At 62.8% G+C, this 17,249-nt stretch carries 14 protein-coding genes; 12 read left to right on the top strand and 2 right to left on the bottom strand.

Features of this window, described 5'->3' with window-relative positions; genetic code table 11:
• Window positions 1-384 precede the first annotated feature (384 nt).
• From HX818_RS19030 to HX818_RS18975, 12 genes are read left to right on the top strand one after another with little or no spacing between them, the layout of a single operon-like run.
• Window positions 385-1,824, top strand: coding sequence for an undecaprenyl-phosphate glucose phosphotransferase (locus HX818_RS19030; protein WP_003208206.1), 1,440 nt, complete (start codon window positions 385-387; stop codon window positions 1,822-1,824).
• Entirely contained in the window at window positions 1,824-3,284 is a 1,461-nt protein-coding gene (locus HX818_RS19025) for a mannose-1-phosphate guanylyltransferase/mannose-6-phosphate isomerase (RefSeq protein WP_003208208.1), read from the top strand. Before HX818_RS19030 ends, HX818_RS19025 begins: the two co-directional genes overlap by 1 nt.
• Window positions 3,284-4,195 (top strand): glycosyltransferase family 2 protein, encoded by a 912-nt coding sequence (locus HX818_RS19020; protein ID WP_008434557.1) that lies wholly within the window; start codon window positions 3,284-3,286, stop codon window positions 4,193-4,195. The genes HX818_RS19025 and HX818_RS19020 overlap by 1 nt, the downstream gene beginning before the upstream one ends.
• Window positions 4,196-4,224: 29 nt before the next feature.
• Window positions 4,225-4,989, top strand: coding sequence for a polysaccharide biosynthesis/export family protein (locus tag HX818_RS19015; RefSeq protein WP_008434559.1), 765 nt, complete (start codon window positions 4,225-4,227; stop codon window positions 4,987-4,989).
• A 14-nt stretch (window positions 4,990-5,003) separates the two neighbouring features.
• Entirely contained in the window at window positions 5,004-6,995 is a 1,992-nt protein-coding gene (locus tag HX818_RS19010; RefSeq protein WP_003208213.1) for an exopolysaccharide transport family protein, read from the top strand.
• Window positions 6,995-8,185: a glycosyltransferase gene (locus HX818_RS19005; RefSeq protein WP_003208215.1), complete on the top strand. Its 1,191-nt coding sequence runs from the start codon at window positions 6,995-6,997 to the stop codon at window positions 8,183-8,185. Before HX818_RS19010 ends, HX818_RS19005 begins: the two co-directional genes overlap by 1 nt.
• Window positions 8,175-9,503, top strand: a complete 1,329-nt coding sequence (locus tag HX818_RS19000; protein WP_008434562.1) for a cellulase family glycosylhydrolase — start codon at window positions 8,175-8,177, stop codon at window positions 9,501-9,503. Before HX818_RS19005 ends, HX818_RS19000 begins: the two co-directional genes overlap by 11 nt.
• 8 nt (window positions 9,504-9,511) lie before the next feature.
• Complete coding sequence (locus HX818_RS18995) at window positions 9,512-10,729, top strand: glycosyltransferase family 4 protein (RefSeq protein ID WP_177020552.1); 1,218 nt, start codon at window positions 9,512-9,514, stop codon at window positions 10,727-10,729.
• The gene (locus HX818_RS18990) at window positions 10,720-11,823 is read left to right on the top strand and encodes a glycosyltransferase family 1 protein (protein WP_008434566.1); all 1,104 of its coding nucleotides are present in this window, start codon (window positions 10,720-10,722) and stop codon (window positions 11,821-11,823) included. Before HX818_RS18995 ends, HX818_RS18990 begins: the two co-directional genes overlap by 10 nt.
• 2 nt (window positions 11,824-11,825) lie before the next feature.
• Entirely contained in the window at window positions 11,826-13,253 is a 1,428-nt protein-coding gene (locus tag HX818_RS18985; protein WP_177020562.1) for an O-antigen ligase family protein, read from the top strand.
• Between the two features lie 2 nt (window positions 13,254-13,255).
• Window positions 13,256-14,671: a murein biosynthesis integral membrane protein MurJ gene (murJ, locus tag HX818_RS18980; RefSeq protein WP_177020551.1), complete on the top strand. Its 1,416-nt coding sequence runs from the start codon at window positions 13,256-13,258 to the stop codon at window positions 14,669-14,671.
• Between the two features lie 15 nt (window positions 14,672-14,686).
• Window positions 14,687-15,751, top strand: coding sequence for an acyltransferase family protein (locus HX818_RS18975; RefSeq protein WP_003208223.1), 1,065 nt, complete (start codon window positions 14,687-14,689; stop codon window positions 15,749-15,751).
• A gap of 103 nt (window positions 15,752-15,854) precedes the next feature.
• On the opposite strand, the gene HX818_RS18970 is transcribed toward HX818_RS18975, so the two are convergent.
• Together HX818_RS18970 and HX818_RS18965 are read right to left on the bottom strand one after the other, a co-directional pair.
• Complete coding sequence (locus HX818_RS18970; protein ID WP_177020550.1) at window positions 15,855-16,436, bottom strand: DUF4174 domain-containing protein; 582 nt, start codon at window positions 16,434-16,436, stop codon at window positions 15,855-15,857.
• A 164-nt stretch (window positions 16,437-16,600) separates the two neighbouring features.
• Entirely contained in the window at window positions 16,601-17,221 is a 621-nt protein-coding gene (locus tag HX818_RS18965; protein WP_177020549.1) for a glutathione S-transferase, read from the bottom strand.
• Between the last annotated feature and the right edge of the window lie 28 nt (window positions 17,222-17,249).

The raw sequence follows: 17,249 nt of genomic DNA, 5'->3' as shown, positions 1-17,249 counted from the left end.
GAAAAACCCCGCATCCGACCTCCGTCAAAAAAAGGTTTTCCTCAGCCGCAGGAAATTTCCTAAATTTGTTCCTACACTCCAAAACGCCAGCATTTTGTTCCGGGAAAACCCGGAAATCCGACCAAGACAGTCAACAAACTGTCACGCTGAAGAGCACCTGACGTGTCTAGACCGAAGTTCTTATAAAAAAGTCAAAACCTTGACGAGCGACGAAAAGGGAACCATCATTTAGCCATTACCCCGCAAATTCCCTGCAGATAGATAGGTAATTGCGTATTACCCAGCGAAGTAACCGTTCGTCTGGCGCCACTTATAAAGCAAGCCCTGCCTTTATGGATGAGCAGCCGAACAAGGAAGCCCTGGTGTGCAATGAGGGATGTTTTTATGCGCGAGAAGTCGTCAGTCGACAGCCTGTTTTTGACCCGGGCCGGTTTCATTGAGTTCTTTGTTGTTTTCGTAAAATTGATGCACGGCCTCACCGCCGTTTTTCCAGCACTGATCCTGCTGTTTTATCCAGACCCGATGGCCCCCGAACTGCGCGCGCACTTTCTCGGCTTGCTGCTGTTTTTCGCGATCCTGACGATCATTCTGTTCCAGGCCATGGGGGTTTACTCCGAGGAGCTGTTCAGCAACCGCCTGCGGTTTCGCACCATGCTGGTGGCCTGGTCCGCGGCCTTTTGCATCCTGCTGTTCATGTACCAGATTCTGCTGATGTTCCCGCAGTTGAGCCCGCGCAACCTGGCGTTCTGGTTTATCACCAGCCTGGCGTTGTTCGGGCTGGAGCGGATCGTGATGCTGCGCCTGTTCCGCAACCTGATGGCCAGCGGCAAATACCTGCAACGCACGGTGATCCTCGGCTTCACCGACACCGCCGTGCACGTGGCCGACCACTTGCAGCGCAACGGCGATATCCGTTCCGGACTGATCGGTTTTATCGACGACCGCACCGAGCGCATCCCCAAGGAACTGAGCAACCTGCCGCTGCTGGGCAACACGCGCGACCTGGAAAAACTGATCCGCTCCGAGCAGGTCAACCAGGTGATGATTACCCTGCCCTGGGCCGCCGAACAGCGGATCAACGGGCTGGTAAAGCGCCTGCGGCAGATGTCGGTCAACGTCATGCTGGTGCCCGACATGGCGGCCCTGCGCTATGGCCACAGCCGTATCACCGATGTGGGCGGCATCCTGATGTTCAACACCTCCCACGTGCCGCTGCGGGGCTGGTCGCCGTTTATCAAGCGCTGTGAAGACCTGATCCTGGCAACCCTGGGCCTGGTGGCACTGTCGCCGATCATGCTGATCACGGCGATTGCCATCAAGCTCGACTCCAAGGGCCCGGTGCTGTTTCGCCAGAACCGGTTTGGCTACAACGACAACGTGATCCGGGTGTTCAAGTTCCGCTCGATGTACGCCGAGATGAGCGACTTCAACGCCGACCGCCAGACCACCCGCGGCGACCCGCGCATCACCCGCGTGGGCCGGATCATTCGCAAGACCAGCATCGATGAGCTGCCGCAGCTGTTCAACGTGCTGCTGGGCAACATGTCGATGGTCGGCCCGCGCCCGCATGCCACCGCGACCAAGGCCGCCGGCGTGCCCTACGAAGTTGCCGTGAGCGAGTACAGCTCGCGCCACCGGGTAAAACCGGGCATCACTGGCTGGGCGCAAATCAACGGCTATCGTGGTGAAACCGACACCCTGTTCAAAATCCAGAAACGCGTTGAGTACGACCTGGAGTACATCTCGAAGTGGTCGGTGTGGTTCGACTTGTACATCGTTTTCATGACGGTCCCGGCCGTCCTTTCGACCAAGGAAGTCTATTGATGAACACCCTCAACGGCTTGATTCCCTGCATCATTTCCGGTGGTTCGGGCACCCGGCTGTGGCCGGTGTCGCGGCAGAACATGCCCAAGCCTTTCATGCGCATGCGTGATGACCAGAGCCTGCTGCAGAAGACGTTCCTGCGGGCCAGTCACCTGCCGGGTGTGGAAAGCGTGCTGACGGTGACCAACCGCGACCTGCTGTTTCGCACCCTCGATGACTACCGCGTGGTCAACAAGGCCCATCTGGCCCTTGACCTGTTGCTTGAGCCTTTCGGGCGCAACACCGCCGCCGCCATCGCCGTGGCCGCCCTGCATGTACAGGAAAACTTCGGCAGCGAGGCACAGTTACTGATCCTGCCTGCCGACCATCTGATTCTTGATGAAAGCGCCTTCGCCGATGCCGTCACCCAGGCCCGCGAACTGGCGGAAGCCGGCTACCTGGTGACGTTCGGCATCCAGCCCGACCACCCGGAAACCGGCTTCGGCTATATCGAACAAGGCGAGGCGCTGGGCCAGGGGTTCCGGGTCAAGCGCTTCGTCGAGAAGCCCGACCTGGCCACCGCCCAGGGCTATCTGGACGGCGGCAAGCACCTGTGGAATGCCGGGATGTTCTGCTTCAAGGCCGGTACATTGCTGGAGGAACTGGCGCTGCACGCCCCCGCCGTGCTGGACGCCGCCAAGGCCGCCCTCGAGCACGGCCACAGCCTGAACAACAACAGTTGCCGTCAGCGCGAGCTGAACGCTGAAGGTTTCGGCGCGGCGCCCGACATCTCGATCGACGTGGCGCTGATGGAAAAATCCGCGCAAGTGGCGGTGGTGCCCTGCGACATCGGCTGGAGTGATATCGGTTCCTGGGACGCGGTGCGCCAACTCACCCCCAGCGACGCCAACGGCAACCAGGTCAATGGCCAGGCGATCCTGCATGACGTGCACAACTGCTACATCGACTCGCCCAAGCGCGTGTTGGGCGCAGTGGGCGTGCGCGACCTGATCGTCGTCGACACCCCGGATGCGATCCTGATTGCCGACGCCAAACGCAGCCAGGACGTGCGCTACATCGTCGCCGAGCTCAAGCGCCAGGACCATCCGGCATTCAGCCTGCACCGCACCGTCACCCGGCCATGGGGCACCTACACCGTGCTGGAAGAAAGCAGCCGCTTCAAGATCAAGCGCATCGTGGTCAAGCCCCAGGCCTCGCTGTCCCTGCAAATGCACCATCACCGCAGCGAGCACTGGGTAGTAGTCAGCGGCGCGGCGATGATTACCAACGGCGACCGTGAATTCCTGATCAACGCCAACGAGTCCACCTACATTCCGGCCGGGCACAAGCACCGCCTGACCAACCCCGGCATCATCGACCTGGTGATGATCGAGGTGCAGAGCGGCGAGTACCTGGGCGAAGACGACATTGTGCGTTTTGACGACATCTACGGCCGGGCTCCGGCCGAAGTGAAGAAGTGATGCGTACCGCCCTGATCATCCCGACCCGCAACGCTTCCAGCCACCTCGACCGGCTGCTGCCGGCGCTGCGCATGCAAACCCTGCAACCGGACGAAACCCTGGTGGTCGACAGCGCTTCCAGCGATGACACCGTGGCGCGTTTTCGCGAGTTCGGCGCACGGGTCGAAGTGATCGATGCCAAGGACTTCAACCATGGCGGCACCCGCCGCTGGGCCAGCGAGCAAGTCGACGGCGACGCGCTGATCGTGATGACCCAGGACGCGATCCCCGCCGAACCCGAGACGTTCGCCAACCTGGTGGGCGAACTGGAACTGGACCCGCTCAACGGCGTCGCTTACGGCCGCCAGTTGCCGCACCCGGATGCCGGCGTGCTGGGCGCCCAGTCACGCCACTTCAATTACCCGCCGCAAAGCCGCAGCAAAAGCCTGGCTGATGCGCCGGAGCTGGGGATCAAGACCTGCTTCAGCTCGGATTCGTTTTCGGTGTACCGGCGCAGCGCCCTGCAAGCCGTCGGTGGCTTCCCCGCGGATGTGATCGGCAGCGAGGACGCCTACGTCGCCGCCCGCATGCTGCTGGAAGGCTACAAGGTGCGCTACGCCGCCACCGCCCTGGTCTATCACTCCCACGATTACCGTCTCATGGATGAGTTTCACCGCTACTTCGACATTGGCGTTTTCTACGGCCGCGAGCCGTGGATCCGCCAGGCTTTTGGCGATGCCGGCGGTGAAGGTAAACGCTATGTACTGGCCGAGCTTCGAGCGTTACGCGAAGCCGGTGCATTGCACCGCGTACCCGAAGTACTGGTGCGCAGCGCGTTCAAATTGCTCGGCTACCGGCTGGGCCATCTGGAGCGCCAGCTCCCCCTCGCCCTCAAGCGGCGCATCAGCATGTTCCCCGGTTATTGGAGGTGAGCATCATGACCTACAGGAAGACCCCTTTGATGAAACGAACCTTGCTCGTCCTGGCCATGATGGCATTGGCCGCCTGCAATACGCCCGCGCGGATCGTCGCGCCCGATGGCAAGACGGTGGACGAGGGCAAGCAGGCCCTCGATCGCATGGCCCAACTGCCACCGGCGGTGGAGCGGATCCGCATCGGCGACCAGTTGCGGATTGTCCGCGATGCCGGGGAAATGCCAACCCTGTCGGCGTTCAACGTCAGCACGATTTACGAGCTGACGCTGTACACCGTGCAGAACGACGGCAAGATCAACTATCCCTTCCTGGGGCCGATCCAGGTGGCGCGGCGCACGCCGGCGGAAGTCGCCGCCGAGCTGAGCCAGAAACTCGCACCGGTGTATCGCGAGCCTCGGGTGACGGTGAACATCAACCAGGCGCCGGGCAACACGGTGATCGTCGGCGGCGCGGTATTAAACCCGTCGGCTGTCTCCATCGCCACGGCCCCGACCATGGAGCAGGCGATTCTCGGTGCCGGCGGCGTGAGCTCGGTGGGCAACGCGAGCATGGTCGCCCTGCTGCGTGAAGATGGCCAAGGCGTCTACCACGCCTACTTCCTCGATTTCAGCCAGTACCTGAAGAACGGCGCACTGGGCCGCAAGCCCGTGGCGCTGCAACGCGGTGACGTGGTGTTTGTACCCAAGTCCAACGTCGGCGAACGGATCCAAGGCGTGGACACTTACCTGAACCAGCTGATTCCCTTCACCAAATCCATTGGTGTGGGCTACAGCTACACCACGAACCACTAAAGGAGCGACATCCCATGATCGAGATCCGTTCTTTTCGTGATCTTCTGCGTCTGTTCTTCATCTTCAAGCACGAGTTCAAACTGGCGGCGATTGCCGCGCTGGTGATCATTTTGCTGGGGGCGTTCCTGCTGCCGGCCAAGTATGAATCCACCGCGCGATTGCTGGTAAAACCAGGACGTGACTCGACGATGCCGATCGAGGTCGACAACCGTCAGCCGATCGTCATGCCGAGTACCCAGCGCGACCCGATTGTCGACGAAGAGCGCCTGCTGACCGGCCGCCCTATCGTGCGTGCAGTGGCCGAGCATTACCTGGACGTGATGGACAAGATGCAGCCGCCGGAAGGCGTGTGGAAGCGCACCAAGTGGTACGTCAAGAAAGGCATCAGTGCCGTATTTGACGGTGTGCGAGTGGTGCTGGAAACCGTTGGCATCGTCGAAGAAACCACCCCGGTGGAACGCCTGGCGAAAAGCCTGGAGAAAAACTTCGAAGTGACCCACGCCATCGGCTCTACGGTGATGGACATCAGCTTCCGCTGGGATGACCCGCAAATCGCCCAGGCGGTGGTCAAGGATTGGGTCGAGACCTACATCGACGAGCGCACCCAGGCGTTGGGCCGCAAGAGCCTGTATGCGTTCTATGAAGGCCAGGTGTCTTCCAGCGCTGCGCAGATCAAGAGCTACAAGGAGCAGATCCTCGCGCACTTGAACGACATCGGCGCCTCGAGCATCACCGATCGCCTGGAAGACTTGTCCGAGCGGATTAACGTGCTGCGTGGCGAGGTGTTCAACTCCACTCGGCTGATCGCTTCCTCCGACGTGGCGTTGCAGAGCACCCGTGACCAACTCAAGGGCCAGCCCAAAGAGGTGACCACGGTTCGCCAGATTGCGTTGAACCCGCAGCAACAAGACTTGCGTCGCCTGCTGAACCAGAAGCTCCTGGAAAAAGCTGACATGATGCGTACCTATACGGATAACGCGCCGCCGGTCAAAGCCCTGGACGCTTCGATCCGTGCCATGCAGGCCCAGGTCGCCGGTGAAAGCGACACGGTGCAAAGCTCCGAGAACCGCGCGCCGAACACCCTGGAAATCCACCTGCAACGGGTACTGCTGGATGAGACCAGCCGCAACCAGTCGCTGCGTACACAGTTGGTGCAACAGCAGAAACAACTGACTGAACTGGAAGCCCAGCGCAAGGACGCCCTGGCCATCGAGCCGGAACTGGCGCGCCTGGCCCGTGAGTTGAACGGCACCGAGAAAAACTACGCGCTGTATGTCGACAGCCTGGAAAAATCGCGGATCGACCGCGAACTGGACAAGAGCCAGATCAGTAACATCGCGGTGATCGAAGAAGCCACCCTGAACCCTGGGCGCGTCTTCCCGAAAACCCTGCTGATGCTGTTGCTGGCGATCCCGTTCTCCATCGTGGTCGGCTTGCTGGTGATCTACCTGTGCTACCTGCTGGATCAACGGATCCACGACGGCGGCCTGGTGGAAGGCAAATTCGGCCTGCCGCTGTGGACCACGCTGCCGGAGTTGGACACCAGCACCGCGCAAAGCACCAACGCCTTCAACGCGAGCATCTATCGCCTGTATGGGTTGCTGCCGCTGGAGCGTATTGCCGAACAGGGCCTGACCCTGGGGCTGACCTCGGCACGGCACGGTGAAGGCGTGAGCTTTATCGTCGAACAGTTGCGCCAGTTGCTGGAAGAGAACGGCGTGCGGGTGCGGATCGGCGGGGTTGAGCCGGCGATTCCGGGCCAGGTGGTACTGCTGGATGCTTCGGCGCTCCTAGACAATCGTGATGCGTTCATCAACCTGCGCCGTGCCGACCTGATTGCGCTGGTAGTGGAAGCGCAAAAAAGCACGGTACCGGTGGTGGAACACGCACTGTCGATCCTCACCACGGCGTTCGGCAAGGTCGATGGCATTATCATCAACCGCCGCAAGTTCGAGGTACCGGTCAAGGTGCTGAAAACCATCGCCAAATACCGGGGTTCGTTCTGATGCGCATCGCCCTGCTCGCTCCCCTGCCGCCGGAAAAGAACGGGATCGCCGACTACGCGAACCACTTCAAGACGGCACTGGAGCAACTGGGCGTCGAGGTGGCTACGCCCTTGACGGGCGTGGTCGGCAGCACGGCGGCGATCAAGCAAGCCATTGCCGGTTTCGACTGGCAGGGTGTTGACCTGGTCCACGCCGAGCTGGGCGGCGGGCGGCTGGGGGAGTTCCTGGCCCTGCGCGAATTGCGCAAGGCCTACCCCGCCCTGCCGTTGACCGCCACGGTGCATGACCCGGAACGCATGGTCTGGCGGCGCGAGCAATTGCCCTTTCCGCTGAACCTGCTGGAATCCTTGCCCAGCCCATTGCCCCAGGCGGCAGTGGTGCTGGCCGATCCCTTGACCCTGCGCGAAGAACGTCACGTCGCCCAGGGCCTGACCCGGCTGGTGACCCTCACCCGCCTGGGCGCCGACTGCCTGACGGCGCGCATGCAATTGCCCGCCGGCAAGGTGGCGGTGATCAACCACGCCAACCTGGATATCCCGCCGGTGGCCTTGCCGCCGCTGGACACGCTGCACCTGTTGTATTTCGGTTTTATCTACCGTGGCAAAGGCATCGAAGACCTGTTGCAGGCCCTGGCCGCCGCCTTCGAAAAAGCCCCCGAATTGCGTGACCGTGTGCGCCTGACCCTGGCCGGTGGCACTGCCGCCGAAATGGCGTTTGGCACAGGCGGCAATTACCTGGAGCAGTTGAACAGCCAGATTGCCGAACTCGGCCTGGCAGGCTCCATCGACTGGCGGCTGAATTTGCCGGCCAGCGAGATCCCGCAGACGATCCAGGCGCACCATGTGATGGTGCTGCCGTATCGCGAATCGAAAAAGCTCGGCCTGCTGGGCCGCCAGCGCGGCACCAGCGGCGCATTGTCCTGGGCTGCCGCCTGCGGGCGCGGCGCGATCACCTCCGATGCCAGGGCGTTTGCCGAGGAAGTCGCCAGCGGCAATGGCGCCATCTATCCACAAGGCGATGTAGCCGCCTTGAGCGAACAACTGCTGCGGCTCGCACGCAACCCGCACATGGCCACGGACTGGGCCGCACGCGCCGCCGCCATAGGCCGCGAACGGTTGTGGCCAGTGACCGCGCAGAAGTTCGCGAGCCTGTTTGAGCAAACCGTTGCAGGAGGCAACCATGGCGCGTAAACGGACTTACCTCGCTACCCTCGCAGTCGTCGCTGCGCTGGGTTTGACCGCCTTTCTCTGGGGCCGCCCGGCCGATGCCGAGAGCCATGTGCTCAAGGGCAGCAAAGAGGTCGTGTGGAAGGACTTCCTGGGGGTGAACGCGCAGTTCCTGTGGTTCAGCCCCGAGCGTTATCAGAAGCAGATCGACCGCCTCAAGGCCCTGGGCCTGGAGTGGGTGCGCCTGGACCTGCACTGGGACCAGCTGGAAACCGCCGAGAACCAGTACAACGTCGCGACCCTCGACGAACTGGTGAACAAGCTGCAGCAGAACCAGATCAAGTCGGTGTTCTACCTGGTGGGCTCGGCGAAGTTCGCCACCACCGCGCCCGCCTCCTCGCCGTACCAGGACCAGTTCCCGCCCAAGGACCCGAATATCTTCGCCAACCGCATGGCATTGCTGGAACAGCGTTACCCCAGCGTAGATGCGTGGCAGGTGTGGAACGAACCGAACCTGCTGGGGTTCTGGCGCCCCGCCGCCGACCCGGCCGGCTATGCGAACCTGTTGCAAGTCACCGCCGCCGCGTTGCGGGTGGTGAACCCGAACAAACCGGTGGTGGCCGCCGGCATGGCATTCTTCAGCGAAATGCCCAACGGCCAGAACATGCTCGACGGGCTGCTGCAACTGGGCGTGCCGAGCCTGAATACCATCATGTCCTATCACCCCTACACCCAATTGCCCGAAGGCAACACGCCGTCGAACCTCGACTTTGTCGAAAAAACCAGCGCCCTCAACCAGAAGCTGCGGGCGGCCGGGGTGAATACCCTGTGGAGCACCGAGTGGGGCTGGTCGACCTACAAAGGCCCGAAAGAGGTGCAGGACTTCATCACCACCCAGGGCCAGGCCGACTACATCGTGCGCCGCGTCGCGCTGATGAGCGCGCTGGATTTCGACAAGATCTTCCTGTTCACCCTGAGCGACCTGGACCAGCGCGCCAGCGTGCGCGACCAGAGTTATGGCTTGCTCGACATCGACGCCAACCCCAAGCCGTCGTACACCGCGCTGCAGAATTTCCTGCAGGTGAGCGGGCCCAAATTGACCCCCGGCGACCCACCCACCGCCGATCAGTTGCCCGATGGCCTGTTCAGCATCGGCTGGTCCCGTGCCGACGGGCGCAAAGTGTGGTTTTTCTGGTCGGCCCGTGGCGGCAGCGCGCACTTGCCGGGCATGACCACCGCCACTTTGTATGACCCGTTGCGCGGCACCGAAACACCCTTGAGTGGCACCAATGGACTGGACGTACCGGTCAAGCCGAACCTGCAAATTCTGTTATGGGATTGAAGCCACCCATGCGCATCCTCTGGATCCTGCCCTACTCGCCTTGGCCCGCTACCAGCGGCGGCAAGACGCGCCAGTTTCATTTGCTGCGCAGCCTGGCTGCGCGCGGGCATCGGATCACCTTGCTGCTGCATGACAAACATGCGGTATCGCTGACGGATCGCCACGTGCTGGAAGCCTTTCTGGAACAGGTGATCATCCTCCCCCGGCGCCCGCTGCGCAGCCTGAAGACCCTGCTGGCCGGGCTGTTTGCGCCGTACCCGTTGCTGGCCAGTGTGAATGGCCTGTCGGGTGAACTGCAGGACACCTTCGAGCGCTTGCTGACCGAGCATTGGGACGTGGTGCAGATCGAACATACCTACACCTTCCAGCCTTACGAAGCTGCATTGGCCCGTCGCTCCCAGCCGTTTGTGCTGACCGAGCACAATGTCGAATCGTCCCTCGGCGCCGCGACTTACGACCGCCTGCCCGGCTGGGCGTTGCCGTTCATACGCTACGATCAATGGCGCTACGGCCGCTGGGAACACCGGGTGATGCGCCAGGCCGCGCAAGTGGTCGCCGTGACCGACGCCGACGCCCAGACCCTGGCGCAGATTGCCGGCAAGCCGGTACCGGTGGTGGTCAACGGGGTGGATTGCGCGCACTTCGCTGCTGCCCGACCCGACCCGACGACCCGCCGCGTGCTGTTTCTGGGCAACTACGAATACGCGCCCAACGTCGATGCCATCGAGTGGGCACTGGATGAGATCCTGCCGAAAGTGTGGGCCCGCTGCCCCGACGCACGCATGAGCGTCTGCGGTTTCGGCATGCCGGAAAGCTGGCGCGAACGCTGGAAGGACGGACGCATCGAATGGCAGGGTTTTGTCTCCAACCTGCTGGCCCTGCAATCGAGTTGCTCGGTGTTTCTGGCGCCGTTGCGCCATGGCGGCGGCTCCAAGCTCAAGGTGCTTGAAGCCCTGGCCGCCGGCCTGCCGCTGGCGAGTACCGACCAGGGCGTGTCCGGCCTGGACCTGGTGGAAGGCCTGGATTACCTCGGCGGCCAGACCGCTGAAAGCCTGGCCGACGCCGTGGTGCGCCTGCTGCAACAGCCTGAAATCGCAGCCCCCATGGGCGAAGCCGGTCGCGCCTATGTGCGCCGTGCCCATGACTGGAGCGTCGCCGCCAGCCAGCTGGAGCAGGTGTACGCGCAACTGTCGCCCCAGAGCCAAAAGGAGCCGGCATGCGCATAGGCCTCGATTACCGCACCGTCGGCACCTCGCCGCAATCAGGCATCAGTCGCCAGGTGTACGCCCTGGAAGATGCCCTGCGCACCCTGCCCGGCATCGAGCTCGAACGCTTCAGCGTCGCGCCGCTGGGGGATGAGCTGCGCCTGAACGTGCATTGCCCGGACTGGGGCTGCGCCAAGACCGCCATGCACCAGCCGCACCAGCGCCTGCGTTTCGAGGCGGGCTACCTGCCCAAGGCGCTGCGCAATGAGCATATCGATGTGTACATCAGCACCTTCAATATGGGCCTGCCGCTGCCGCCCAAACCCCAGGGCCTGCGCACCGTGGTGCTGCTGCATGACCTGTTTCAGATCACCCTGGACAACTATCACGCCAACCGCCTGAAGGCGCTGATCTACAAGGCCAGTGATCGGCTGTCGATCACCTATGCGGTGCACACGGCAGACCGGGTGTGGACGCCTTCGCAGTACAGTGCCGACGAAACCGCGCGGCTGTTTCCCAAGGCGGCAGGCAAGATTCGCGTGTTGCCCAACCAGGTGGTCGGTTTTGTCGGACTGCCGGCGGACCTCTCGGCCCGGCAACTGCCCGAGCGCTACTGGCTGCTGGTGGGTACCCGGGAATTGCGCAAGAACGTGCCGTTCCTGGTGGACGCCTGGCAGCAAGCGCGCAGCCAGTCGCCGAGCGTGCCGGAACTGGTGCTGGTGGGCAGCCTGGAGCATTTGCCCGAAGCACAACGCAACTACCCGGGGATACGCGCCTTGAGCGGCGTATCCGACGCTGAATTGCACGGGCTCTACCGCAAGGCCTTGCGCCTGTGGCAGCCTTCCTACGCGGAAGGCTTTGGCTTGCCGGTAATCGAAGCCCTGAGCGTCGGCACTCCGGTGGCGGTGGCCAGCGGTACCTCGCTGGACGAAATCACCCCGCCGCTGGCACCGCGGTTTTCACCCACGGACGGCGCGGCGCTGGTGCAATTGATGCTGCACCTGGCCGACCAACCCGTCGAACAACCACCTGAACAGTTACGCAGCTGGGCCGAACGCTTCAACCACCAGGCCTACCGTCGGCGCCTGGCCGAACTGATCGAGGAATTGAATTGAGAATCTCACTGGGTAGCCTCGTCGCCATCGTCTTCGGCCTGCTGTTTGGTGGGTTGATCCTGTTTCTTTCCCCGGTCAAGGCCGTGCTGGCAGTGATCGGCCTGGCCGCTGCCGTGACGATTCTGCGGTTCCCGTTCTGGGGGCTGCTGCTGTTCGCCCTGGTGGCGACGTTCATGCCCTACTCCACCCTCAACCTGGGGATTCGCAGTACGGTCAGTGAGGCGCTGATCGCCCTGACCTGGGCGGCGGTGATCTGGCACGGTTTCCTCTCGCGCCTGCCGGCCGCCCCACCGCTGTCGCGGCGCCCTACCGACCGCATGTTGATGTGGCTGATGATCTTCACAGTGGTGCCGTTTATCGTCGGCCAGGTCAGCATCACCGCCGAGGCCAGCGGCGTGGCGAACTGGTTGCGTTGGCTGCTGAACCTGTCGGTGCTGTTCCTCGCCGCCAAGCTGCTGGTTGAACAGAAGAACCGCGAAGCCCTGGTGATCGCCTTGTTGCTGGGCACACTGGCGATGCTGGTGATGTCCATCGGTGTATTTATCCGCTCGCGCTCGGCCTCGGGCATGTTGCCGATCCTGACCCTGATGAACTACGGCAGCCTCGACACCCTGTCCCTGGGCCTGGGTGCCATGGCCTCGCGGATGGGTTCGCCATGGATGCACCCGAATGCCACCGGCGGGATCATGGCGCTGCTGCTGCCATTGGCGTTCTGCTACGGCATCACCAACACCGGCTGGAAACGCGGTCTCGGCCTGGGCGTTGCCTGCCTGGGTGCGGCGGCCCTGCTGTTGGCCAGTAGCCGGGGGGCGATGGTCAGCCTGGCGCTGGTGCTGATCTGGATGGCGTCGCGACGGGTGCCGTACACCGGGCGTTTGCTGATGATCGGCGTGGCGTTGGCCGTGGCGCTGGTGCTGTCGTACCCACCGTTGCAGGAACGTCTGGCGACAATCTTTTCGGCGCAGAACGCGAGTACCGAAGTGCGCTTTGACGAATACCGCATGTTCCCCCAGGCCGTGGCCAGTTACCCGCTGGGCATTGGCTTCAAGGTTGACCCTCCAGTGCCGGGTACGCACCTGCTGGGGATTTCCAACCTGTGGCTGAATTTCGTCTACAAGACCGGGGTGATCAGCATGCTGCTGTTTATCGCAGTGACCTGGCGCTGGTGGCGCGAGTCCCGTCCGGAAATCGGCCCGATCCGCCTGACCAAGGACAATGCGATCTGGCTGGGTAGCACGGCGGGGATTCTGTCGGCGCTGGTCAGCGGCTTTTTCGACCACTACTTCAGCTTCGCCCTGGTGATGATTGCGCTGTTCTGGCTGATGGTGGGGATCAACGTGCTGGAGGCGCGGCGGCTGTTTCCGGCGCGTCTGCCAAAGGTCAAGACCGTGGCGCACCGCAAGCCTGTGCTCGATAGCGTCGGGCCCTAGGCATGCTCGGATCGGCGTTCTGGTTGACCCTGGCAACCTTGCTGGGGCTGTGCCTCGGGTTTGCCCGTGAGTGGTTGCTGGTGGCGGCGTGGGGTGCGGGCGAGCGCAGCGATGCGTTCCTGATCGCGCTGTTCTTGCCCGAAGCGTTACGCATGTCCCTGGCCGGGGGTGTGCTGAGTGCCGCCGCCCTGCCGCTGTACCTGCAACGCAAGGAAGGCGAGCGCCTGGACTGGCTGGCGGTGGTGTTCCCGGCGCTGTTGCTGATCGCCCTGGTGACCAGCCTGCTGCTGACGTTGCTGGCGCCATGGCTGGTGCAACTGCTCGGCCCGGGGCTGGCGGCGACGGCCACCAGCCTCGCCAGCAGCAACTTGCAGATTCTCGCCTGGAGTGTGCCGGGGCTGATGCTGCATGCGCTGTTCAGTATTCCGCTGCAGGCCAGCGAGCGCTTTGTGGTCGCGGGGCTCGGCTCGTTGCTGTTCAACCTGCCGCCGGTGACCTACCTCGCCCTCGCCGGCACCGCCACGCAACCGCACTCGCTGGCGTTGGCCTGCCTCACCGGCAGCCTGCTGATGCCCCTGGCGCTGTTGCCGTCGATGCTGCGCCTGGGCTGGCGGCCGTGGCGGCTGCGGGCTTCGACATTGGAATTGCGCGAGCTGGGCGCACGCATAGGCCCGCTGCTTTTAAGCAACGGCGCCAGCCAGGGTTTGGCGTTGATTGAACGGCTGGTGGCGTCCTTGCTGGGTGAAGGTGCGGTGACCTGGGTCAACCTGGCCCGCAAGCTGATGAACTTGCCGTTGATTGCCCTGATGAGCCTCAACCAGGTGCTGCTGGGCATGATGAGCCGGCGCCAGGGCGACGAGCGCCTGGCCCTGCTCAAGCGTGGCCTGGAAACCGCCAGCCTGCTGACCTTGCCCGCAGGCGTCGGCCTGGTGGCCGCGGCGCCGAGCCTGGTGGCGTTGCTGCTGCCCAAGCAGTCGGTGGATTCGCCGTTGCCGCTGTTGCTGGCCTGGTTTGCCGTGCCGCTGGTGTTCGGCGCCTGGAACGCCCTGTTGGCGCGTTATGCCTACGCCGCCGGCGACACCCGCCAACCGCTGCGCTGCGAGTTGCTGGGCAGCCTGGTGAACGTGCTGCTGCTGGCTGCGCTGCCGTTTGTGTTTGGCCTGGCGGGCATTCCGCTGGCCGCCCTCGCCGGGGTGTTGTGCACCGCGTTGCTGCTGATGCAACGCCAGGCCTTGCTCGGCGCCCTGCCCTGGAAGGGGCACTGGTTGCTGAGTGGGCTGGTGATGGGCTTGGCGGCGTTGGTGTTGTTTCGGGTTCAAGGTATTTGGCTTCAGCTGGGGTTGAGCACCCTGGCGGGGGCCGTGGTGTTGCTGGGCATGGGCCTGTGGCTCAAGCCGTGGCGCAAGGCAGATTTATAGAGTGGGAGCAGTCAGGTGAAAAAACGCTGGATTCAAATGGATATTGCCAAGGGCATTGGCATCCTGATCATCGTGTTCGGGCACAGCTGGTTTGTCGCCAGTTCCCTGGACTTGCTGTACCCGCTGCTGGCGGTATTTATCCTGCCGTTGTTCTTCTTTCTCTCCGGGGTGTTCTTCAAGCCTGAACAACCCTTTGTCGAGATGGCGGTGCGCAAGGCCGATGCACTGCTCAAGCCGTTCTTCTTCACCATGCTGGTGTACATCCTGATCCGCGACCTGCTGCGCGGCCAGGCACTGCTGCCGGACATCGGCGGCGTGCTGTATGCCTCGGTGGACACCATTCCATGGCAGGCGCTGTGGTTCCTGCCGCACTTCTGGGTGGCGATTCTGTTCGGCTGGGTGATGTTGCGGCTGATGCAGCGCCTAGGCTTGTCGCTGGCCATGAGCTGCGTGGTGATCACCCTGCAATTGATGCTCGGGATCTGGACCCTGCCGTGGTTCTGGCAGGTGCCGGTGACCGTCGGCGGGCAGACCTGGACGATGCCGGGGCTGCCGTTCAGCATTGATGTGACGTTGATCAGCAGTACCTATTTCATCTTTGGTTACCTGCTGCGGGACGTGCTGCGTCGCCACCAGAGTTCGTTGCTGACGCTACTGGGCGCCATGGCGTTGTTTGCGGTGGTGTTCATCTACAGCTGGGACACCATGGACCTGGCACAGCGGCGTTACGACCACTGGCTGTGGACCAGTTTGCTGGCGGTGATCGGCGTGTATGTATGCTGGGCGCTGGCCGGGGTGATGATGGTCTCGGGGCTGCTGACGCGGGCGATGACGTACATCGGGCAGTCAACGTTGATTCTGTTGATCTTCCACGGGGAAATTCAACACAAGACGGTGGACTTGATGGAACGGTTCGGGCTGCATCCGCTGCTGTCGGCGAGCATCGGGCTGGTGGTGGCGGTGGTGGTGCCGTTGATGATCGGCGAGGTGATCAAGCGGGTGGCGTTCCTGCGGTTTTTCTACTTCCCGTTCCCGGTGCGCAAGGCACCGGCGGTGGCCGGTGAAAAGCCTGGAGCTTGAGGCGTGATGTGGGAGCTGGCTTGCCTGCGATGGCATCACCGCGGTGTGCCTGAATTACCGAGGTGATGCTATCGCAGGCAAGCCAGCGCCTACAGAAAAACGCTCAATCATCCAGTGCCGGTTGTGGCGCTGGATGCTTGGTGTTTTTGCCCGCCTTGGCGCCAGGCTTGCCAGCTGCAGGGGCAGCCGGTTCCGGTTCGGCCGGGGCGGCAAGCTCCTTTTCAGCCTGGGGCATCTGATCAATCGCGCTGAAGAAATCCGCCAGGCTGAGGGTGTCGGGTGGCACGGTCTTCTCGAGTTTTTTCTCGCCGTCCTTGCCCACCAGGATCACCTTGGTACCACTGCCGGCGCCCAGCTTGAGTGCGCGGATCAGCGCGTTGGTTTCCGGCGGCGCGAGCTTCTTGTTGTCCTTCGCGTCCTTGGCGAACTTCTCGCCTTCAGCGCCGATGCTGCCAAAGGACACGGTGTACAGCACCATGTTGCGCTCTTCAAAGGACTGCTTGTTGGCAGGCTCGTCCAGCTGTTTCTTGAGGGTGGCCAACGTCGGGTTGCCGGAGTCGAGCTCCACCACCACCAACGGGCGGGACTTGCCCAGGTCCTGCTTGAGCGGATTGAGATCATCCGCGGCCAACAGCGGCCCCGTAAAAGCCATCAGGGTAGCCAGGGTCAGCGACCGGATGAGCATGCACACCTCCTTTGAATTCCATGCAGGGTTCTTGAGTTTCATGTCTGCGACAGTCAAATTCAAGGATGATTCCTACAACAACTTCAGAAAGCGTAGGTCAGGACGCCCGCGACGCAAGGCGTTTAGCCACCTTACGCCTCATTGTTTCTTTTGATTGCGGATGCTCACGACGGCCAATGCCGGGCAAATACCGGCGCTACGTTTGGGTGGGCATCCACCTGCGCCAGCACCCGGGCAAACTCAGGCCGCGACTGGTGCAGCGCGTCCCGCCCGCCTGCCCAACGCGACACCGCCGCAGCCATGATCGCCAGTGCATTCGGAACCTGCGCCGGGGTGAACAGTTGCTCGGCAAATTGATCGGCAAACACTTCCCAGGCCCCATGCAGGCGGCGACGGGTGCCGCTGATCAGCTGTTCATGCCGCTGCGCATCGAGGCTGTCGGTCCAGCGTTCCGGATAGTCGATGATGCCAATCGCCGAGTAACAGTTGGCGGCGATGTACACCAGGCCGCGAATGACTTGGGCGGGCTCCTCGGGCAGCAGCCCTGAGGCGGGAAACTGCAGGCCCAGGTGAATCAGGATCGCCGCGCTTTCCGTCAACACGCTGCCATTGGGCAGTTGCAGGGTAGGGATTTGCTTGAGCGGGTTGATTCGCACCAACGCCTCGTTGCCCACGCGGTCTTCCCAGGAGCAGGCGTCGACCTGGCACCACTCGACACCGCAACGCTGCAGGGCAATTTCGATGATGCACGAGCCGGTGCCTTGGGTTCCGTAAAGGGTGTACACAGTGCCAAGCCTCCTGGCAGTGGATTGA

Origin of the sequence: Pseudomonas sp. F9001, assembly GCF_013385435.1 — a bacterium.
GTDB lineage: Bacteria > Pseudomonadota > Gammaproteobacteria > Pseudomonadales > Pseudomonadaceae > Aquipseudomonas.
The sequence above is the reverse complement of the archived record's forward strand: the minus strand, read 5'-3'. Positions and strand labels throughout refer to the sequence as shown.